Annotated in this window: 23 protein-coding genes; 14 read left to right on the forward strand and 9 right to left on the reverse strand. The window is 64.5% G+C overall.

Annotated features, from left to right (window positions below; translation table 11 throughout):
• The first annotated feature begins 8 nt into the window (after positions 1-8).
• From LHL23_RS13105 to LHL23_RS13120, 4 genes are all read left to right on the forward strand, one after another.
• Positions 9-1,091 carry an ABC transporter permease gene (locus LHL23_RS13105; RefSeq protein ID WP_226430175.1) on the forward strand — a complete coding sequence of 361 codons (1,083 nt, stop codon included), beginning with the start codon at positions 9-11 and terminating at the stop codon, positions 1,089-1,091.
• A gap of 1 nt (position 1,092) precedes the next feature.
• Entirely contained in the window at positions 1,093-2,013 is a 921-nt protein-coding gene (locus LHL23_RS13110) for an ABC transporter permease (RefSeq protein WP_222478826.1), read from the forward strand.
• Between the two features lie 60 nt (positions 2,014-2,073).
• A complete protein-coding gene (locus tag LHL23_RS13115; protein ID WP_222478824.1) occupies positions 2,074-3,147 on the forward strand; it encodes a BMP family ABC transporter substrate-binding protein in 1,074 nt (357 codons plus the stop codon).
• A gap of 217 nt (positions 3,148-3,364) precedes the next feature.
• Entirely contained in the window at positions 3,365-3,715 is a 351-nt protein-coding gene (locus LHL23_RS13120; protein ID WP_226430218.1) for a VOC family protein, read from the forward strand.
• Positions 3,716-3,904: 189 nt separating this feature from the next.
• Here LHL23_RS13120 and LHL23_RS13125 read toward each other — a convergent pair whose 3' ends face one another.
• The 3 genes from LHL23_RS13125 to LHL23_RS13135 all read right to left on the reverse strand — a co-directional run bounded on the left by LHL23_RS13125 (position 3,905) and on the right by LHL23_RS13135 (position 6,183).
• Entirely contained in the window at positions 3,905-4,489 is a 585-nt protein-coding gene (locus LHL23_RS13125; protein WP_222478820.1) for a hypothetical protein, read from the reverse strand.
• Between the two features lie 92 nt (positions 4,490-4,581).
• Positions 4,582-5,820, reverse strand: a complete 1,239-nt coding sequence (locus LHL23_RS13130; protein WP_226430176.1) for an HlyD family secretion protein — start codon at positions 5,818-5,820, stop codon at positions 4,582-4,584.
• A 3-nt stretch (positions 5,821-5,823) separates the two neighbouring features.
• Positions 5,824-6,183, reverse strand: coding sequence for a hypothetical protein (locus LHL23_RS13135; protein ID WP_222478816.1), 360 nt, complete (start codon positions 6,181-6,183; stop codon positions 5,824-5,826).
• Positions 6,184-6,319: 136 nt separating this feature from the next.
• Between LHL23_RS13135 and LHL23_RS13140 the strand changes: the two genes are divergently transcribed.
• The 5 genes from LHL23_RS13140 (at position 6,320) to LHL23_RS13160 (ending at position 9,872) form a co-directional block, all read left to right on the forward strand.
• The gene (locus LHL23_RS13140) at positions 6,320-7,282 is read left to right on the forward strand and encodes an aldo/keto reductase (RefSeq protein ID WP_226430177.1); all 963 of its coding nucleotides are present in this window, start codon (positions 6,320-6,322) and stop codon (positions 7,280-7,282) included.
• 4 nt (positions 7,283-7,286) lie between these two features.
• Positions 7,287-8,357 (forward strand): NAD(P)/FAD-dependent oxidoreductase, encoded by a 1,071-nt coding sequence (locus LHL23_RS13145; RefSeq protein WP_226430178.1) that lies wholly within the window; start codon positions 7,287-7,289, stop codon positions 8,355-8,357.
• Positions 8,357-9,013 (forward strand): DUF938 domain-containing protein, encoded by a 657-nt coding sequence (locus tag LHL23_RS13150; protein WP_226430179.1) that lies wholly within the window; start codon positions 8,357-8,359, stop codon positions 9,011-9,013. The genes LHL23_RS13145 and LHL23_RS13150 overlap by 1 nt, the downstream gene beginning before the upstream one ends.
• A gap of 73 nt (positions 9,014-9,086) precedes the next feature.
• Complete coding sequence (locus LHL23_RS13155; RefSeq protein ID WP_226430180.1) at positions 9,087-9,422, forward strand: carboxymuconolactone decarboxylase family protein; 336 nt, start codon at positions 9,087-9,089, stop codon at positions 9,420-9,422.
• Between the two features lie 150 nt (positions 9,423-9,572).
• A complete protein-coding gene (locus tag LHL23_RS13160) occupies positions 9,573-9,872 on the forward strand; it encodes a hypothetical protein (RefSeq protein WP_226430181.1) in 300 nt (99 codons plus the stop codon).
• Positions 9,873-9,900: 28 nt separating this feature from the next.
• On the opposite strand, the gene LHL23_RS13165 is transcribed toward LHL23_RS13160, so the two are convergent.
• Positions 9,901-10,749, reverse strand: a complete 849-nt coding sequence (locus LHL23_RS13165; RefSeq protein ID WP_226430182.1) for a LysR family transcriptional regulator — start codon at positions 10,747-10,749, stop codon at positions 9,901-9,903.
• 99 nt (positions 10,750-10,848) lie between these two features.
• Between LHL23_RS13165 and LHL23_RS13170 the strand changes: the two genes are divergently transcribed.
• Positions 10,849-11,451, forward strand: coding sequence for an HD domain-containing protein (locus LHL23_RS13170; RefSeq protein WP_226430183.1), 603 nt, complete (start codon positions 10,849-10,851; stop codon positions 11,449-11,451).
• Between the two features lie 80 nt (positions 11,452-11,531).
• Here LHL23_RS13170 and LHL23_RS13175 read toward each other — a convergent pair whose 3' ends face one another.
• Positions 11,532-12,425 carry a LytTR family DNA-binding domain-containing protein gene (locus LHL23_RS13175; RefSeq protein ID WP_226430184.1) on the reverse strand — a complete coding sequence of 298 codons (894 nt, stop codon included), beginning with the start codon at positions 12,423-12,425 and terminating at the stop codon, positions 11,532-11,534.
• Between the two features lie 181 nt (positions 12,426-12,606).
• Between LHL23_RS13175 and LHL23_RS13180 the strand changes: the two genes are divergently transcribed.
• Positions 12,607-12,795, forward strand: coding sequence for a hypothetical protein (locus LHL23_RS13180; RefSeq protein ID WP_222478800.1), 189 nt, complete (start codon positions 12,607-12,609; stop codon positions 12,793-12,795).
• A 304-nt stretch (positions 12,796-13,099) separates the two neighbouring features.
• On the opposite strand, the gene LHL23_RS13185 is transcribed toward LHL23_RS13180, so the two are convergent.
• Complete coding sequence (locus tag LHL23_RS13185; protein ID WP_226430185.1) at positions 13,100-14,017, reverse strand: LysR family transcriptional regulator; 918 nt, start codon at positions 14,015-14,017, stop codon at positions 13,100-13,102.
• Positions 14,018-14,129: 112 nt separating this feature from the next.
• On the opposite strand from LHL23_RS13185, the gene LHL23_RS13190 reads away from it, so the two are divergent.
• On the forward strand, positions 14,130-14,753 hold the full coding sequence (locus LHL23_RS13190) for an FMN-dependent NADH-azoreductase (RefSeq protein WP_226430186.1): 624 nt from the start codon (positions 14,130-14,132) through the stop codon (positions 14,751-14,753).
• 163 nt (positions 14,754-14,916) lie between these two features.
• Here LHL23_RS13190 and LHL23_RS13195 read toward each other — a convergent pair whose 3' ends face one another.
• A complete protein-coding gene (locus LHL23_RS13195; RefSeq protein ID WP_226430187.1) occupies positions 14,917-15,519 on the reverse strand; it encodes a class I SAM-dependent DNA methyltransferase in 603 nt (200 codons plus the stop codon).
• Between the two features lie 114 nt (positions 15,520-15,633).
• The gene (locus tag LHL23_RS13200) at positions 15,634-16,149 is read right to left on the reverse strand and encodes a GNAT family N-acetyltransferase (protein ID WP_226430188.1); all 516 of its coding nucleotides are present in this window, start codon (positions 16,147-16,149) and stop codon (positions 15,634-15,636) included.
• Positions 16,150-16,365: 216 nt separating this feature from the next.
• Between LHL23_RS13200 and LHL23_RS13205 the strand changes: the two genes are divergently transcribed.
• Complete coding sequence (locus tag LHL23_RS13205) at positions 16,366-16,782, forward strand: VOC family protein (RefSeq protein ID WP_226430189.1); 417 nt, start codon at positions 16,366-16,368, stop codon at positions 16,780-16,782.
• Positions 16,783-16,926: 144 nt separating this feature from the next.
• On the forward strand, positions 16,927-17,496 hold the full coding sequence (locus LHL23_RS13210; RefSeq protein WP_226430190.1) for a carboxymuconolactone decarboxylase family protein: 570 nt from the start codon (positions 16,927-16,929) through the stop codon (positions 17,494-17,496).
• A gap of 135 nt (positions 17,497-17,631) precedes the next feature.
• Here the strand turns inward: LHL23_RS13210 and LHL23_RS13215 are convergent, their stop codons facing one another.
• Positions 17,632-20,139 (reverse strand): GcvT family protein, encoded by a 2,508-nt coding sequence (locus tag LHL23_RS13215; protein ID WP_226430191.1) that lies wholly within the window; start codon positions 20,137-20,139, stop codon positions 17,632-17,634.
• Positions 20,140-20,291: the final 152 nt, after the last annotated feature.

Raw genomic sequence — 20,291 nt, forward strand, 5'->3', positions numbered from 1 at the left:
GCCGCTACATGATCCGGCTTGAGAAACGGCCGCAGCCGTCGCGCGCCTGGTCGATGGCAACGCCGCTGGTGGCGGTGCTGGCGACGATGTTCTTTGGCGGCCTGCTGTTTGCCGTGCTTGGCAAACCGCCGGTGGAGGCGATCCGAACCATTTTCTGGGAGCCGCTGTTTGGCGAGTTCTCATTCTACTACCGCCCGCAGCTGCTGGTGAAAGGCGCGCCGCTGGTGCTGATCGCCATCGGCCTGTCGCTGGGTTTCCGCGCGGGCATCTGGAACATCGGCGCCGAGGGCCAGTACATCATGGGCGCCATCTGCGGCGCCGGTGCCGGCCTCGCCTTCTATCCCGCCGACAGCTTTCTGATCTTCCCGCTGATGGTTGTCGCAGGCGCGCTTGGCGGCTGGGCCTGGGCGATGATCCCGGCGGTCCTCAAGACCCGCTTCGGCACCAATGAAATCCTGGTCTCGCTGATGCTGGTCTATGTGGCCGAGCAGTTCCTCGCCTCGGTCTCATTGGGCCTCCTGAAGAACCCGGAGGGCTTTGGCTTCCCCGGCTCCCGCAACCTGCAGTCCTGGGACAGCGCCCATAACGCCGAACTGATCACCGGCACCGGCATGCATTGGGGCGTGGTCGCGGCACTGATTGCGGTGATCTTTGCCTATGTGCTCTTGAACCGCCACATGACAGGCTACCACATCCGCCTCACCGGCGAGGCGCCGCGGGCCGCGAAATTCGCAGGGGTGAACCCCACCCGCCTGGTGCTGTTCTGCCTCGGCACTTCCGGCGCGCTGGCAGGGCTTGCCGGACTGTTCGAGGTTTCCGGTCCGTCGGGCCAAGTTAGCATCGACTTCAACGTCGGTTATGGCTTCACCGCGATCATCGTGGCCTTCCTGGGCCGCCTGCATCCGGTGGGCATCCTGCTAGCAGGCGGGCTGATGGCGCTGACCTATATCGGCGGCGACATCGCGCAATCGAACCTGCAGCTGCCGGCCGCGGCTATTCAGGTCTTCCAGGGGATGCTGCTGTTCTTCCTGCTGGCCTTCGACCTGCTCACCAATTTCCGCATCGCAATCGGCAAGCCGGAGGTGGCGTAACATGGATCTTTCTGCAATCAACCCGGTCCTGCTCATCGCCTCGCTGATGGTCGCTGCAACCCCGCTCCTGCTGGCGGCCATCGGCGAACTGGTGGTCGAAAAGGCAGGCGTTCTGAACCTCGGGGTCGAGGGGATGATGATCGTCGGCGCCATCGCGGGCTTTGCCACCGCAGTGGAAAGCGGCTCGCCGCTCCTCGGCTTCGTCGCCGCCGCCTTTGCCGGCGCGGCCCTGTCGATCCTGTTTGCGATTCTCACCCAGTTCGCCCAGGCAAATCAGGTCGCCTCCGGCCTGTCGCTGACGCTGTTCGGGCTGGGCCTGTCGGCGCTGATGGGGCAAACCTATGTCGGCATCAAGCCGCCGCGCATGGGCGACATCCATCTCCCCGTGCTCAGCGACCTGCCCGTCGTTGGCCCGATCCTGTTCGGCCACGACATCATCCTCTACTTCGGCATCGCGCTGACCGCCGCGGTCTGGTGGGTGCTGAAATACTCCCGGCTCGGCCTGGTGCTGCGCGCGGTGGGCGAAAACCACGACGCTGCCCATGCGCTGGGATACAAGGTGCTGAAGATCCGCCTGCTGGCGATCATGTTCGGCGGCGCCTGTGCCGGCCTGGGTGGTGCCTACATCAGCCTGATCCGCGTGCCGCAATGGACCGAGGGCATGACCGCCGGCATCGGCTGGATTGCCCTGGCGCTGGTGGTCTTTGCCAGCTGGAAACCTTGGCGCGCACTGCTGGGCGCCTACCTGTTCGGCGGCGTCACCGTGGTGCAGCTCAATCTGCAGGCGGCAGGCGTTGCCATCCCGGTCGAGTATCTGGCAATGTCGCCCTATCTGATTACGATCCTTGTGCTTGTTATCCTTTCGGCGGACAAAAGCAGCGCACCCGCCTCGCTTGGCCGCAACTTCCATGCCTCCCGCTAGACGGGGGGCTTTTCACTGCCCCGCAGCCGGGGCCAAAAGATCCAAACTGGGGAGCTATTGATGAAACTGACCAACCTCCTGACCAGCGCCGCCGTGGCGCTTGGCCTGGCCGCAGGCGCGGCGATGGCCGACACCACCAAGGTGGGCTTTGTCTATGTCGGCCCCGTCGGCGACGGCGGCTGGACCTATGAGCACGACCAGGGCCGCAAGGCGGTTGAAGCCGAGTTCGGCGACCAGGTCGAAACCGTCTATGTGGAAAATGTCGCCGAAGGCCCGGACGCAGAGCGGGTGATGACCCAGATGGCGCTGGAAGGCGCCGACCTGATCTTCACCACCTCCTTCGGCTACATGGACCCGACCATCAACGTCGCCAAGAAGTTCCCGAACGTGAAGTTCGAGCACGCCACCGGCTACAAGCGCGCCGACAACGTCTCGACCTATTCCGCCCGCTTCTATGAAGGCCGCGCGGTGCAGGGCACCATCGCGGGCCACATGACCGAGAGCAACATCGTCGGCTACATCGGCTCGTACCCGATCCCGGAAGTGATCCGCGGCATAAACTCGGCCTATATCCACGCCAAGAAGGTGAACCCGGACGTCCAGTTCAAGGTGGTCTGGGCCTTCACCTGGTTCGACCCGGCCAAGGAAGCGGACGCCGCCAAGGTGCTGATCGAGCAGGGCGCCGACGTGATCCTGCAGCACACCGACTCCACCGCGCCGCAGGCCGCCGCGCAAAACGCCGGCAACGTGATCACCTTCGGCCAGGCCTCCGACATGTCCGAGTACGCGCCGAAACCGCGCGTTTCCTCGATCATCGACAACTGGGCACCCTACTACGTCGCCCGCACCAAGGCCGTGATCGACGGCACCTGGGAGTCGGTTGACACCTGGGACGGCATCGGCGCCGGCATGGTCGAAATCGGCGAAATCACCGACGCGGTTCCGGCAGAAGTCAAGGAAGCGGCACTGGCGATCAAGGACTCGATCGCAAACGGCACCTACCACCCGTTCACCGGCCCGCTGAAGAAGCAGGACGGCTCCGACTGGCTGGCCGAGGGCGAAGTGGCCGATGACGGCACCCTGGCCGGCATGAACTTCTATGTCGAAGGTATCGAAGGCGACATCCCGCAGTAAGCGGCACAGTCCCGGAACACGGAAAGGCCCGCCAACCGGCGGGCCTTTTCTGTTGAGGCAGAACCCTGATTTTCCAGAAGCCTGCTGACACGTCCTGTCACTACCTTGATGTAAACCCCGCTGAATGAACCGGCCGGCAGCATCTTTGGACCGGCTGTTTGCATCACCGGACTTTTGACCGGGAACCTGTCAAGCGCATAGGAGATTGCCTTTGAAAATGAATTACTTCGTTGTTGGAACCAACAACATGGAAGCGTCGATACAATTCTATGACGCGCTTTTTGAGAACTCGGGACTGACGCAGGTCCGGCCAAACGAAAGAATGACCTACTGGCTGCGGGACGAATTTGCCTTTGCGGCCGCCCTGCCCTTTGACGGCGAACCGGCCACCAATGGCAACGGAACCATGGTGGGGTTCAGCCTCGGGTCCGCAAGCGAAGTCGCCAGGATGTACAGCAAGGCCATTGAATTGGGCGGCACATGCGAGGGCGAACCGCAGCAACGCGGGCCGCGTTTTTCTGCCTATGTGCGGGATCTGGACAGAAACAAACTCTGTTTCGCCGACTGACCGAGCCGCCGGCAGCAGGAATAAGCTGGCGCTCCCCCCCGAAGCTGCCTTGCGTTGCCCCATTACTCCGGGTCACGGGGCGTATCTTAGCGTCAGCCAGTCCTGCACCAGTCGGCTTTGAAAACGGGCGTGGCGAGTGGGCCTGCCAACCGGCAGCGCCGAACAGTGCCGAGGCCAAGCCCCGTCAGCTCAGGAGCAGACAACCGGCGCCGCAAGCTTCTCGGCGGTGCCGTCGACGCGCCGGATCAGCGCCGGACCGGTGACCGTGCAGCCGGACAGCTGCGCCGCGTGCCCGTACAGCTGTTTCAGGGCCTCCCCGTCGGACACGAAGAGATGCTTCAGCGGCAGCCGGATCCGGTTCAGCACTGCAAAACTGCGGCCATCCACGGTCACGATGCGGAACCGGGCATTTGCATCCCCGTGGCGCGCCTTCGCAGCATAGGGCGCCTTCCATTTCGAGCTCATATAGGCCATCGCCGACCGGGCGGCGGCAGGCGCGGATTCAGGCGTGCCGCTGCTGCGGTAGCGGGAGGAGTGAACAACCAGCCAGGGCGCACCGGTGCGGGTCTTGTGCAGGCCGGGGCGCATCACGCTGGTATACTGCCCCGCTTCCGCCAGCGCCGCGGTGCGGTAGTCCGGTCCGCCTGCAGACGTAGATGCCGCCGCGGGCTGCGCCCCGTGCCCGGTCCTTGTCGCTGTCCAATAATCCGGCTGTTCAGGCGCCGCGCAGGCTGCCAGCAGGGCCGCGGCCCCGATCATCAGAAACTGTTTCACTCCGGCCCTCCATTCGGCTTTGGAGCGTGTTAACAAGCAAACGGGGCGGCAATATGGCACCTGCCGCCCCGCTGGCTGAAGCCCGCGGCCCCTTAATGCCCGCCGGCGAAGACCAGCGTCTGTACCGGCAGCAGCAGCATCTGGATGCGCAGCAGCAGGGCATGCACCAGCCCGACCGTATCCACCGCGTGCAGGAACAGCCACCTGCCAAAGCCGAGATCGGGATCATCCAGCAAGTCATGGTTGCTGGTGTAGGCATTGGCGACGCAGTTGCTGCCCGGCGGGATATCATTCGCCTGGCCTTCGTAGAGCGGCTCCATGAAAACTGTCAGGGTGCCGGGGCGCCTGTTGTCCTGCGGGTCGCGCAAGTTGTCGCTGGGCCGCACCTGTCCCGAGGGGATTACGTCCTGAACCTCCACGACGACCATCGGAATGACGGTGAAAGGTTTCGACAGGCAGCCCATCTCGGCAAACATCCCGGGCTTTATCACCCCCGCGGTCAGCTGCCCGAATCCGGCGACAAAGCGGTCGCGCTCAACAAATTCCGTGGGCACCAGAATGCCCGCCGGGCGCAGGATCGGGTTCACATAATCCCCCGCCTGCAGGGCAAATTGCTCAACCCGCCCGCTGACACCGGCCACGACTACGGTCTTTGCCAGTTCCACCTCTGCCTGCTCCAGTGCCGCCCGGGCGCTGGCCCGCTGGGCCGGAATCAGAACGCCGATGTTCTCTTCTACTGAAGCCTTGCCCGCCTCCGCAGCACCCAGCTCACCCTCGCGGCGGGCGACCAGGTTCTGCAGCCGCTCAATTTCCGCCTCGCGCACAGCCGCCGATCCGCGTTCTCGCAGTTCCAGATTGCGGTCCAGGTCATCCTGCGCCTGGGCCAGGGCTGCGTTCGCCTGTTCAATGCCGGCCTCAGCCGCCGCCAGTTCCGCGCCGGCAACGGCCAGAGACGCTTCAATTTCGGCAATGCGCTTGCTTGCGGTCTCCACCGCGGCCTGCTGGCTGGAGTCATCCAAACGGAACAGGATGTCGCCGGCCTCCACTTTCTGATTGTTCTCGACGAGCACCTCCGCCACCCGCCCGCCGGTCTCGGGCAGGATCGTAACGGTGCGGAAATAAGAGGCCACACTGGTGGTGGCCGGATGATAGTAGAAAATTGCCGTGATCAGAGAGATGGTCAGCACCGCACAGGCGGTGATCCCCCAGCGCAATTCATACCAGACAGAGAAGAAATTGATTTCCTTGCCAAGGCGCTTGCCCTGGACAAACCGGCGGAACAGGAAATCCGGCAGCACCGTCAGCAAGGAGCAGATCAACAGTTCCAGCATGGATCACTCCTCCTTGGCGCGCTGCTTCAGCTCTTCCAGCGAAGCCGCGATCGACTGTAAAGGTGTCAGGAAATCCGGCATCCGGAAGGCCGCCAGCAGCAGCGCGGCGACCCAGAAGAGATTGTTGTGGGTGAACAGCGCCAGCAGGGCCAGAATGCCGATCACCTGGAATTGCGCGTGATTGTCGGTATGCGCCATCTTCTCGGGAATGGCGTGCAGGGTCAGATACAGCGCACCGATGCCAAGGATCAGCAGAATTGTCGTAACCGCCATGAAGGTGAACAGCGGGTCGCTGCCGTCGGGCCCCGGCAGATAGGCAGGCACATGCCCGGAAGCCATCGGATGGGCGTTGGATGCCGACATTGTCTTTCCCCCGTCATCAGTGAACTTGTTATCTGCAGCCGATAGTTGCACTGCCCGGCTGTTTGACCAAGCATTTTGTCAGGCCGGCGCAGGAATTGCCCTTTGCCTGCCCTGCCTTGCGTGCCACTCTCCCCGCATGACCAAGAAACCGCATACGCCTCTCTTCAGCCCTGACGGCACCCCTGCCAGCCGCTTTGCCTTTGGCTGCATGCAGTTCGGCGGCCGCGCCACCGAAGCGCAGTCGGCGGAAATGTACGCCGCCTGCCGCGCCGCCGGCATTACCCATTTCGACACCGCCTGGGTCTATACCGATGGCAACTCGGAACAGATCCTGGGCCGCCTCATTAAGGCAGAGCGGGACCAGCTGCTGATCGCCACCAAGGCGGGCTACGTGGGCGGCGCCGGGGCCGCCAACCTGCGCTCCCAGCTGGACGAAAGCCGCCGCAGGCTGGACTTGGATATGGTCGATGTTTTCTATCTGCACCGCTTCGACCCGGACACCGACCTGCGCGAAACCATGGACTGCTTTGCCGCACTGAAGGACGAAGGCGTGATCCGCTATGCGGCGCTGTCCAACTTTGCCGCCTGGCAGGTGATGAAGGCGCAGATGGCAGGCCTCGCCGCAGGCGTGTCCATCGACGTCCTGCAGCCGATGTATTCGCTGGTAAAGCGCCAGGCTGAGGTGGAGATCCTGCCGATGTGCGCTGATCAGGGCATAACCGCGGTGCCCTACTCGCCCCTCGGCGGCGGACTGCTGACGGGCAAATACGCCGCCGGCGGCAGCGGCCGTATCACCGAGGACAAGGGCTACAGCATCCGCTACCGCCCTGCCGCCATGCACCAGACAGCCGCGGCGCTGGCAGAGCTTGCCGCCCAGCGCGGCACCCATCCCGCCACCCTTGCCGTGGCCTGGGCCGCCGCCCACGCTTCCGCACCGGTGCCGATCATCTCCGCCCGCAACGCGCAGCAGCTGCAGCCCTCGCTGGCGGCGCTGGATTTCCCGATGGACGCAGACCTCTACCGCGCGATCGAGGCGCTCAGCCCGCGGCCTGCCCCCGCCACCGACCGGCTGGAAGAACAAGAAGACGACAAGGACTAGACCCATGCAGGATTTCATCGTCATCGGCGGCGGCATGGCCGGCACCAGCGCCGCCGCCCGGCTTGCGCAGCTGGGCAGCGTCACCCTGCTCGAGATGGAGGATGCGCTTGGCTACCATTCCTCAGGCCGCTCCGCCGCACTGTTCGAGGAAAACTACGGCCACGGCCCCACCGTCGACCTGAACCGCGCCAGCGCTGCCTACCTGCGCGAAAACGGCTACCTGTCGCCGCGCGGTCTGATGCTGGTCGGGGCCAAGGGTGATGCCGAAGGCTTTGCCCGCGACGTGGATGAGCTGGGCATGGCCACGCTGGAGCTGGACGAGGCCCGCGCCATGGTGCCGATCCTGAACCCGGAGACAGTCGGCTACACCGCCATCAGCGGCGCCGCAGAGGATATCGACACCGACCGGATGCTGCAGGACTTTGCCAAGGCCTTGCGCGCCGCGGGCGGCCGGATCGTGACCAGGGCGCCGGTGACCGCGATCACCCGCATCAGCGGCGGCTGGCAGGTCACCGCGGGCGGCGAGGCTTACGAGGCGCGCACTCTGGTCAACGCAGCCGGCGCCTGGGCCGATCAGCTCGCGGCATTGGCCGGGGTCGCCGCCATCGGCCTGCAGCCCAAGCGCCGCTCGATGGCGCGGCTGCCCGCCCCCGGCGGCCATGATGTCAGCGGCTGGCCGATGCTGCTCGGCGTGGGTGAGACCTGGTACGCCAAACCCGATGCCGGCAAGCTCTTGGTCTCCCCCGCCGATGCCGACCCGGTGGAGCCGCATGACGCCTATGCCGACGACATGGTGCTGGCCGAGGGGCTGGCCCGCTACGAGGAAATGGTGACAGAGCCGGTGACGCGGGTGGAAAGCAACTTTGCCGGCCTGCGCAGCTTTGTCGCTGACGGCACCCTGGTGCTCGGGCCGGACCCGGATCAGCCGGATTTCATCTGGTGCGCGGGCCAGGGCGGCTACGGCATCATGACCGCGCCCTCCGCTTCGCAGCTGATCGCCGACCTTGTGGCAGGCCGCACACCAGTATTGGACGCCGCCGCCGTCGCCGCCCTCTCGCCCGCGCGGCTGCGCTGATGCCGGTGCGTTCAGTTCCCGGGGCGGCCTCGGCCGCAGAACCGCAGGGCGGCAAGCTGTTTGCCCCCTCTGCAGCCCGCAACAGCGGCGCGATCTGCGATCTTCTGGCCCAGATCGCCCCGAAGGCGGGGTGCGCCCTGGAACTCGCCAGCGGCACCGGCCAGCATGTGGTGGACTTTGCCGCCCGCCTGCCCGGCCTGATCTGGCACCCGTCCGAGGTGGACGCCGCCCGCCGCGCCAGTATCCGGGCTTATGCGGGTGAGGCAGGCCTGGCCAACATCACCTTGCCGGTTGAACTGGACGCCACCGCCCCCGGCTGGGGCGCGGATCATACAGGCCAGGACCTGATCGTGCTGGTGAACCTCCTGCATCTGGTCAGCGAAGAGGAAGCCCGCACCCTGATCCGCGAGGCCGCCGCCGCCCTCGCTCCCGGCGGGCGGTTCGTGATCTACGGCCCCATCATGCGCGCTGGTGAATTGACCAGTGACGGCGACCGCGCCTTCCATGCCGCCATCACCGCCCACGACCCGGAAACCGGCTACAAGGACGATGGCCAAGTGACCGCCTGGCTGCAAGCCGAAGGGCTGAAGCTGGTTCAAAAGGTAGAGATGCCCGCCAACAACCTGGCACTGGCGGCAGAAAAACCGCCCGCCTGACCTGGATCAAGGCCGCTGCGGGATGCCGCCCATACACCTTCAGCAAACCGAATGTGTATAGATGGAGCAGCACATGGATTGGCACGGCAAGCTGGACGAAACCCGCAAGGGCCTGCGCAACCTGAACGGCGCGATCCCGGAAACCGCACAGGCGTTCGGCGCCCTTGGCAAAGCGGTGAAACAGGGCGGCGTGCTGGAGTTCAAGCAAAAGGAATTCGTTGCCCTCGGCATCGCGGTGGCGCTGCGCTGCGAGGATTGCATCGGGTTGCATGTGGAGGCGCTGGTCCGATCCGGCGCCACCCGCGCCGAGGTAGGCGACGTGCTGGCGATGGCGATCCAGATGGGCGGCGGCCCGGCAATGATGTATGCCGCCAAGGCGATGGAGTGCTATGACCAGCTGACCCGCTGATCTTCCGCCGCCCTTCTCTACGGCACAGCAGCCAGCCGCAAACTGGCACCGGTTGCGTACAAAATGCAGCGGCCTGACGTGGATCAAGGCCGCTGCATCCGGCTTCACTACAGCTCATGCTGACCTAACGTAAAGCAGGACACGCATGTGATGTTTCATGGTGAACCCGAGGCGCTTGGCGCCAGCCGATCATTCCCAGCCGGCACCATGCCGGACGCAGGGCCGGAGAGCAGTACCGCATCCAAGCCGGTGGAGCTGGCGGTGCTGGAACTGGCTGTCATCCTGGGCTGCCCCGGTTGCATCAGCACCCAGGCGGAAAAGCTGGCGGCAGGCGGCACCACCCGCGCCGAATTCTGCGCGGCGTTGCAGAAATCCATCGATGCCGCCGGGCCGCTGGCAATGATGTGCGCCGCCCAGGCGATGGACCGGTTTGATGAGCTGACAGGCTGAAACGCCGGCGGCAGCGCAAAGCTCTGCCCTATCCGCCCCGCACCTCCTGCAGGCCCCGCACCACCTGGCGGATATGCTCCAGCGCCGGATTGTCGGGCAGATAGAGCGCCCGGCAGCCGAGGCTGATATCCGGCGCCCCCTCCACCGCGTGCAGTGACCCCGCTGCCAGTGCCTCTGCCGCCATATAAGCCGGGAAATAGCCCATGCCGCCGCGCCTTTGCAGATAGCGCAGCCCCATCAGCGCATTGCCCAGCACGATATGCTGGCGGCTGCGGGCGGGTAGCACATCGTGCAACTGCGCGTCATACTCGGCGCCGAATTCCAGGTTGATGAACAAGGGCAGCGCATCCTGCCCCAGCCGCAAGGGATGATTTGCCACCAGCACCAGCCGCTCCGGCGGCAGCTCCTCCGCCGCCAGCCGGGTGCCCGCCGGAACCTCGTTCACGATCGCCACATCCAGCAGGCGGCGCGCCACCGCCTCTCCCATGTTCATCGCATGGTCATAGTTCAGCGTGAAGGGCACCGTGCCCTGCACCTCCTCCAGCCAGACCGCCACATCGACCAGCAGGGGATCCCAGACCGACAGCTGCGCCCCCAGCCGCAGCGGCACCCGCCCCGCCAGGCTTGCCTTGAGATCGCCGGAGACAAACTCCCACGTCCGCATTATCTGCTCGGCATAAGGCATGAACTGCCGACCTGCCTCGCTCAGCCGTGTGCCGCCGGGGCCGCGTTCGAACAGCGGTGTGCCCAGCGCCTCCTCCAGCGCCTTGATCCGGGCGCTGACCGCGGTCTGCGTCACGTTCAAGGCCCGCGCCGCGCCGTGAAAGCTGCCTGCTGCCTCAATCGCCAGAAACGTTTTGAACGCGCTAATCTGCATGGTGATCAATATTTCCTTTCAGCTTGAGCAAATCAATTCGTTTTCCTGCTCAGCCGGGATTCGCTACCCTGAGAACAGATCAACCAAAGGACACGCGCCATGCTGGACAAAAGCCACAAGCCAACCTGGACCAGCTTCACCGAAGCCACCCCCGAGGACTGGGCCGCAGTGGAGAAATACGAAGAGGAATACAACGCCGCCCTGCCGGAGCGGATCCTCGACGCGATCCGCTCGCTGGACGAGGACTGGACCCCCTATCCGGTGAACCGCTACCAGCACAGCCTGCAGGCCGCGACCCGCGCCTATGAGGACGGCGCCGATGACGAGATCATCGTGGCAGCCCTGGTGCATGACGTCGGCGACATCCTGTCTCCCTACAACCACGGCGAGCTGTCGGCCGCGATGATGAAACCCTATGTCAGCGAAAAGACCTACTGGATCCTCAAACATCACTGCGTGTTCCAGGGTTTCTACTACAACCACCATTTCGGCGGCGACCGCAACGCGCGCGACAAATACCGCGACAGCCCCTATTGGGAGGATTGCCGGTATTTCTGCGAAAAATACGACCAATGCGCCTTTGACCCGGACTATCCGACGAAGCCCTTGGAGTTCTTCGAGCCGATCCTGCGCAAGGTGCTGTCGCGCGGCTGGGGCCATATGGAACTGGCCGAGACCGCTGAGGAGCAGCCCGCGGAGTAAAGCCGCACTCAGGGCCAGGCCCGAAGAGACAGACACCCCGCCGGGGCAGTCCCGGGCGGGGTGTTTCCGTTAGCACAGTTTCATTCCGTGCCGGCCTGCCAGCCCTCCACGGTCTCCCGCACATGCGTGCGCCGCCCGCGGGCCACAGGAACCTCGCAGCCGTCCGCCAGCAGCAGCAAATCGCTCTGGCCGCCCCGCTTCAGCCCCGCAACCGCATCACGTGCCACCCACCAGGAGCGGTGCGGCTGCAGACCCGCCTCCTGCGGCACCTGGGCCAGCAGATCGGCCAGCCGCCCGCGCAGCGTCAGTTCGCTGTCCCCGGCAGAGATCCGCAGGTAGTGCTCCTCCGACTTCACATAGCGCAGTTGATCCAGCTTGAACGCCTGCCCGCCCAGCACGACGACGGCGGTGCCATTCGGCCCCTCAGCCTGCGGCAATGCCGCTTCCTGCCCAGGCGACCCTTCCGCGGGCGCCGCTCGGTTTGCAATCTGCTGCCGGTACAGGCCCAGCCCCAGCGCCGCATCGGCTTGCGGCAGGATGAACACGAACATCAGGGTCTCGAAAGTGTAACTGAGAACCATGTTGTAAGGCAGACGCTGCAATGCCACCCGCCAGCCGAACTCTTGTCCGGTAAAGAAGGCGGCGATGGCGACAACCACAAGCGAAACCGTGGCCATGGCAGTCACGTTCGGCACGAGCCGCAGCATCCGCACCTGCTGGCCGCCCGGCGCCAGCGCAAACCAGCCCAGCAGCACCGCAACATAAACAGCGACGAACCCTGCAACGCAGACCGCCCAAAGCAGCATGTTGGCGGTCAGCGGCATCCCCGCCTCCCGGTAACCATGCGTGTCGAACGCCGTCAGCAGAACGGCCACCGCTGCAGCGTATTTCAGAAACACTCCGCTGCGTAAAACCAGCGTCATTTCATGTATCGTGAACTGCGGCGGCTCACCGAACATGTCAAACAGCTGCATTTCGCGGCTTTGCAGGTTGTCCCGGATATTCCCCAAACCTATCAGCCCCTCGTTATCAGGTTATCTGTTGATGAGTGGCCGGAGACGGCTTCTTTCCTTGTTTTGCCGCACAAAGGAAGCTGTCTCCGCGCTCACCCGTTCGCCTTCGTCACTTCCTTTCCCTATCAATGGCAGATGCAGAATGCGCCAGTTCGTCCCCGCAGATTTCGAGAAGGCCGCCACCGACCTTGACCGCCTCAAGGAGGCTTACTTTGCCGCCGGCTGCGACCCCGCGGTGCGGGAGACGGCAGAGGCTGCGCTGGCCGCAGCGATGCGCTGGATCAGCGTTGCCCTGGACAGCTATGACCGCCAGCAGCACAGCCGCAAGTGACCCGCCCCCGGGCCGGCACCGCAGCTGCGCCCCGGAAGCCGCTCCGCAGCGGTCCCATCCCGCATCTGCATTCTGACAACCGCCTAGACCATGACTGTCAGAGTAGCCGGATGCATTCCAAGATGGGAATAGGTAAACGCCTGTTCCGGCAGGGAAACTTGCGGGATTTTCCCTCTGGCGGATTTCCCGTTTTTTGGTAGAATCCGGCCAAATTCCTCCATCAGAAACGGACTGGCTGGACGGCCTCACACGCCCTGCGTGCGGGGCGTACGGAAGGACGCACGGCAACGCCAAGCTGTGATTGCTACCCGCTGCCGAGCTGCCCGGCCCGCCTGCCGGACATCTCATTGGCCAGATGGCCGGCAAAGGCCCGGGTCTTCGGCTCCAGATGGCGCCGCGCGGAATAAACCGCATAAACCGGCGTGGATGCCGGGATGGCATCAAAGCCCGCCAGCACCGGAACCAGCATGCGGCTGCGAAGCTCCTGGGCAACAGCCCATTCAGGGATCATCACAATGCCGCAGCCGGAAACAGCCAGGCTTTTCAGGAAGGCCAGCCCGTTCGCCTGAATCCTCCCTGCAACCGGCACGGCGCATTCCCCCAGCTGCGTTTGAAACCGCCACACCACCTTTTGCGCATCCGGACGGAAAGAGAGGCACTGGTGGCCGGCAAGCTCCGCGGGATGGGACGGGGCGCCATGAGCCTCCAGGTACCCGGGGCTGGCATAGAGCTGCGAGCGGCTGTCAAAGATCTTCCGGGCAATCAGGCTGGAATCCTTCAGCTGCCCCATGCGGATGGCCACATCGATCCTTCCTTCCACCAGATCCTCCAGCGCTGAGGAAAACTGCAGCTTCACCTTGATGTCCGGATGGTCTGCCAGGAAGCCGGGCAGCAGCGGCGCGATCAGCGCCGTGGCCAGATCAGGCTCCGCCGTGACCGTCAGCACGCCGGAGGGCGCACCGGACAGGCGGGAAATGGCCGCGCGGGCCGCCTCCAGCTCTTCCACCGCGCGTTTTGCGTGCTGGTAGTAAAGCTCGCCGGCCTCGGACAGGCTCTGCTTGCGGGTGGTGCGCTGGAACAGCCGGGTGCCCAGCCCGTCCTCCAGTTGCCTGATCTGGCGCGCCACCGATGACGGTGCCACGCCCAGCACGCGGGCCGCTGCCGAGAAGCTGCCCTCCTCGACCACCTGGACAAACAGACTGGCGCTTGACCCTTGGATCATCTTTGCACTGTGCGCACAAATCCTTTGCGTTTCAAACTATTTTCGCCAAGGCCAGGCATCCTCATGTTGCTCCTGCGAGACCACGCATCTTTTCAGACAGGAGATCCTGAAAATGACCAAACTGCTGTTTATCAAGGCATCGCCCCGCGGCGGCCAGTCAAAATCCAGCGCGCTGGCCAGCGCCTATCTTGCCAGGCTGCAGGCAACCGACAGCCGGATCGAGGTTGACGAGCTGGACTTGGCCACTGCGGCGCTGCCGGACTTTGACGGGGACAAGGTTGCCGCCAAGATGAACGTCATTACCGGCCAGGACAATGACCGCACCCAAAGGACGGCCTGGGACGAAATCACCAGCCTGGCCAGCCGGTTCACCGCCGCCGACATCTATCTGATCGCAGCGCCGATGTGGAACGGCAGCATCCCCTACAAGCTCAAGCAGTATATTGACCTGATCCATCAGCCCGGCCTGCTGTGGGGGCTTGATCCCGAAACAGGCTATTTCGGCCTGCTGGAAGGCAAGAAGGCGGTGCTGGCCCTGACCAGCGGCGCCTATGGGCCGGACAAGCCGTCGCCCGCCTTCGGCGTCGACCACCAGTCAGCCTATCTGAAGTTCTGGCTGAACCAGGCCGGTGTGGAGGACATCGCGGAACTCCGCTTTCAGCCGACGCTGCTGACGGCAGATCCGGAAGCCGGTTTCCAGGCCGCTGCCGCCGAAGCGGAAAAGCTGGCCTCCTGAGGGTTGCGCCGCGCGCTGCGCGCCGCCACGGAGCCAGGCAGGCCGCGCCTGCGGCGCGGCCTGCCTGGCCCAACCGGACCCTTCGGATTTCAGATCCGGAAAGGGACGGGCGGGAGCGGTCCGGCTGCCTGCTCCGTAGCATTCCTTTATCCCGCGCTGCGGCTTAATCCGGGGCGCGGATTCCCGATCCCATCAGCACCGGCATCCCCTGGCCACCGCTGCCCATCTCAAAGGCCTGTTCGGCACGGATCGAGCCGAGGCCCGCATCCCGCAGCGCATCCCGAACCTGCTGCAGCGTCAGCCCGGAGGCACCTTCGCCGGGGGCCAGCCAGTCCCACTGAACGAACATGCCGCCCCTGTTCAAAAGCCCCGCCAGCACCGCCGCGGCACCGCTGTAGTCCGGCAGGAAACTGCAGACGGAGGAGGCGCAAATCAGGTCAAAACCGGCGAGCCCGCCCGCGGCCTCCCTTGCGCCGCTGTCCAGAACATCCGTGCAAAGAGCCCTGACATTGGGCAGTGCCTTCTCCTCCAGCACCGCGATCATCCGCTCCGAGGTGTCAACGGCCGCCACCTCCCGCACATGCGGCGCCAGATTTTCGCTCAACAGCCCGGTGCCGCAACCGAAATCGAGCACCCGCTTGTCCTGCCAGCCGCCGCCGGTGATGCCGGCCAAACCATCCAGCGCGGCAAAGGCCCGCGTGGCATAATGCCGGACATCGCTGTTGCCGTCCCATCCGTCCGCGTAGTCGTCCCAGTCGTCGCTCATTTGCCTGCGTGCCCTGTTTCGGTGTCTCAGGCCCGGGACAGTGAAGCGGCGGGCGGGCGCCGTCAACAGGGGCTGCGGATCACCTTGCACAACCGGCGGGCCGAACTGCCGGGGTCATTCGCTTTCCGTGCCCAGATCAATTGCCATGAGCACCGCATTGTCAGAGTTTCCCGCATCGCGCTTTCGGTCATCCGGCTTGAATCCGCAGGACCGGTACAGGGACAAGGCCTCGTGGTGGCGCGGCAGCGCGCTCAGCGTCATTGTCCGGAACCCCATGTCCCGGGCGCGCCGCTTCAGCTCTTCGACGAGCGCCCGGCCCGCTCCCAGGCCCCGGGCGCTTGGGCGCACAAACATCCTGTTCATCTCGCAAACGCCCCCGCCCAGATCCTTGAGCATGAGGATACCGATCGGCCGTCCGTCCTGACGCGCCAGCAGGCACTCGCCCTTGGGCGGGGTGAAGTGGATGAGGACCTCGCGGATTTGCTCGTCGAACTTCTGGTGCCTTAGATAGACGTCGATCTCCTTCGCCATCTCCGGGTAGCGCCCGCGCAGCCAATCGGTAAATTCATAGGCCAGCTCATAAACGTCATCTGCCTGCGCCTTGCTGCGGACCGGATCAATATCAAGCATTGGACATCTCCTTCACAACTCCCTGCAGGTTACTGCAGCCCCGGCGGATCAGAAACCGGCCGGCAGGCTGGCCATCCGGTTCTATAAGGTTATGCGCTCGCCTCTGCGGGTTGCCGCTTTCGAAAGGGCAGCACCGGATGAAGTGAGCAGTTGTTGGCCGTCCGCAATTCAGTAAGCTTGCAGCTATATCCAAACTGCCAAAGTGGAACACGCAGCATGATTGCCTATGTCACCGTCGGTGCTGATGACATTGCGCGCGCGAAACGGTTCTATTCCGCGCTTCTGCCGGCCCTTGGCTACGAGTTGGAGGAAGGGCCGGCGGGGCTAAGTTACGCGCTGCCCGTTGCGCCGGGCCAGTCTCCCGTTCTGCCTGATTTCTACGTCAAGCCAACCTTCGACGGGCGCCCGGCCTCGGCTGGAAACGGGTCTATGGTTGCATTTCAGGCGCGCAATCAAAAACAGGTGCGCGACCTGCACGCCGCGGCGCTTGCCGCAGGCGGCTCTGACGAGGGCCCGCCGGGCTTCCGCGCCTCCTACGGGCCCCGCTTCTATGTCGGCTACCTGCGCGACCCGCAGGGCAACAAGATCGCGCTGTTCTCCAGCGATCCGAAGGAGCCGGGACGGGACGGATAGTGCTGCTGCACCCGGCGCCTGAATACATTTCACGCCAAACCGGGAACCGGTGCGCAATCTCCGCGCAGGTGTCTGCGGCTTGTTCAGGCTTCCATCAACAGGCAGACTGGGCTGTAGTCCTGGCTGCCCTCTGGAGGTCCGAAGATGAAGCGCTTGTTCCCGTCCCTGCCCGAAGACGCCACGTTAGGCAGTGTCTACCGCGCCTTCCCGGAGAAGCTTGCACCGCTGGCGGAATATACCAACCAGGTGATGCGGGGGAATAGCGATTTCTCCGTTGCAGAGCGGGAATTGATCGGGGCCTATGTTTCGGGGCTGAACGCCTGTGCGTTCTGCCATGGTGCGCACATGGTCTTTGCAAGGGCCTATGGGGTGGCGCCGGAAACCATTGACACCCTGATGAAGGATCTGGAAACGGCGCCGGTTGAGGCGAAGCTTAAGCCTGTTCTTGCCTATGTCCGCAAGCTCACCCTGACGCCGTCCCGCATGACCGAAGGGGATGCCAATGCGGTTTATGCGGCAGGCTGGAGCGAAAGCGCGCTGTTTGATGCGATCCAGGTCTGCGGGGTCTTCAGCCTGGCAAACCGCTTTGTGGAGGGAACCGGCATCACTGAATACCACATGGACCCCAAGGCCGTGGACGAAGAGATGCTGGAGGAGTGCCGCAGCGATACAAGTTACAGTGATTTCGGCCGGGAGAATGGCCTGGACATGTAACCGGCATTGGCTGCCCTCCATGAAAAAAGCCCCGGCGCATCGGCCGGGGCTTTCCTGTCATCCTTCCGGCGGATTTTCTAAAAAATCCGCATTCAGCGCTGACGGGTGTCCACTGGACACCCGTCCGGGCGCGCCTCACCCGTCCTTGCGGATGGTCTCGTTCTTCGGGTCGTAGGGGCTGTCGCAGGTGACGACTGCATCCCACAGCTTGTCCTGGATTTTGACCTTCAGCTTGGTGCCTTCCACCGCCATCTCGGGCTTCACATAGCCCATGCCGATGGATTTCTCGAAGGCTACCGAGTAGCCGCCGGAGGTCAGGCGGCCGACGCGGGTGCCGTCTTCGGCATAGAGCGCCTCGCGGCCCCAGGGATCCGCGTCCGCCGGGCCGTCGATCAGCAGGGTGCAGCACTTCACGCGCACGCCGGTCTCTTCCAGCTTGGCCTTGCCGTGGAACTCCTTGCCGAGGTCGACAAAGCGCGGCAGGTCGGCTTCCAGCGGCGTCGCGTCGCGGCCCAGCTCGGTGCCGAAGGCACGGTAGGATTTCTCCTGGCGCAGCCAGTTCTGGGCACGGGCGCCGACCAGCTTCATGCCATGCTTCTCGCCCGCCTTCTCCAGCAGGTCGAACAGGTAGTTCTGCATCTCGATCGGGTGATGCAGTTCCCAGCCCAGTTCACCGGTGTAGGCAACGCGGATCGCATTGACCGGGCACATGCCCAGTTCGATCTGCTTGGCCGACAGCCAGGGGAAGCGCTTGTTCGACAGCGCGGTTTCCGGATCGGCGTCGACGATCACCTCTTTCAGCACATCGCGGGACTTGGGGCCTGCGATGGCGAAAACGCCCCACTGGGTGGTCACGTCCTGGATCTCGATGTAGCCGAACTCTTCCATCTTGTCTTCGGCGGCCTTGCGCAGGAAGTCCGCGTCATACTCGGACCAGGCGCCGGCAGAGACCAGGTAGTAGTTGTTCTCGCCGTTGCGGACGATGGTGTATTCGGTGCGGGTGGTGCCGGCAACAGTCAGCGCGTAGGTCAGGTTGATGCGGCCGACCTTCGGCAGTTTGTTGCAGGTGAACCAGTCCAGGAACTGGGTGGCGCCGGGGCCTTTGACGACATGCTTGGTGAAGGCGGTCGCGTCGATCAGGCCAACGCCTTCACGCACGGCTTTCGCCTCTTCCACGGCATACTGCCACCAGCCGCCGCGGCGGAAGGAGCGGGCGTCGTGGTCGAAGTTTGCCGGCGCGTCCAGCGGGCCGAAGTAGTTCGGGCGTTCCCAGCCGTTGACCCAGCCGAACTGTGCGCCGCGGGCCTTCTGGCGGTCGTAGGCCGGTGCGGTGCGCAGCGGACGGCAGGCTTCGCGCTCTTCGTCCGGGTGGTGCAGGATGTAGACGTGCTCATAGCACTCTTCGTTCTTGCGGGCCGCGAACTCGGTGGTCATCCAGTTGGAGGAGTAGCGTTTCGGGTCGAGCGACGCCATGTCGATCTCGGCCTCGCCGTCCACCATCATCTGCGCCAGGTAGTAGCCGGTGCCGCCAGCAGCAGTGATGCCGAAGGAGAAGCCTTCTGCCAGCCACATGTTGCGCAGGCCCGGGGCCGGGCCGACCAGCGGGTTGCCGTCGGGGGTGTAGCAGATCGGGCCGTTGAAGTCGTCCTTGAGGCCGGATTCGGCGCAGGACGGCACGCGCTCTGCCATCGCCATGTACTGTTCGGCGATCCGGTCCAGATCCAGCGGGAACAGGTCGGCGCGGAAGCTGTCCGGCACACCGTGCTCGAACTGGGCGGGCGCGCCGCGCTCGTAGATGCCCAGGATCCAGCCGCCGCGCTCTTCGCGGGCATAGGATTCGTTGTCGGCGTCGCGCACAACGGGGTGCTCGGGGTTGCCGGCTTCACGCCATTTGACCAGCTCGGGGTCCTTGTCCATGACGATGAAGGTGTGCTCGACCGGGATCGCCGGCATCTTGATGCCCAGCATCTTGGCGGTGCGCTGCGCGTGGTTGCCGGATGCGGTCACGACGTGCTCGGCGGTGATCACCACCTGCTCGTCGGAGGGCACCAGGTTGCCGCCTTTTTCGACCATCTTGGTGCAGGTGACTTCCCAGTGGGTGCCGTTCCAGTGGAAGGCATCAGCCTGCATCTTGCGGACGATCTCGACGCCGCGCTGACGGGCGCCCTTGGCCATCGCCTGGGTCACGTCTGCCGGGTTAATGTAGCCGTCCTCGGTGTGGTAGATCGCGCCCTTCAGGTCGGAGGTTTCGATCAGCGGCCAGCGCTCCTTGATCTGGTCCGGGGTCAGCCACTCATAAGCCACGTCGCAGGTCTCTGCGGTGGAGGCATAGAGCATGTATTCGTCCATGCGCTCCTGGGTCTGCGCCATGCGCAGGTTGCCCACCACGGCAAAGCCGGCGTTGAGGCCGGTTTCCTCTTCCAGGGTCTTGTAGAAATCGACCGAGTACTTGTGGATGTGGGTGGTCGCATAGGACATGTTGAACAGCGGCAGCAGGCCGGCCGCGTGCCAGGTCGAGCCGGAGGTCAGCTCGTCACGCTCGATCAGCATGACGTCTTCCCAGCCGGCTTTGGCCAGGTGATAGGCAATCGAGGTGCCGACGGCGCCGCCGCCAACAACAAGTGCTTTGACTTGGGTTTTCATTCTCCCGCTCTCCAGCTTAATGAGATTCTTGGCAGTGGTTATGCCCGCGCATTGAAATCCGCGCAAAATCAGGCCGACGCAAAAACATCCAAAACCGACCTTGCGCGCCACAGCATACCGGATTCTGCGGGCCGCAGTGCCGGAAATGGCGT

It is taken from the genome of Leisingera sp. McT4-56, from assembly GCF_020514995.1.
In the GTDB taxonomy this organism is placed as follows: Bacteria; Pseudomonadota; Alphaproteobacteria; order Rhodobacterales; family Rhodobacteraceae; genus Leisingera; species Leisingera aquaemixtae_A.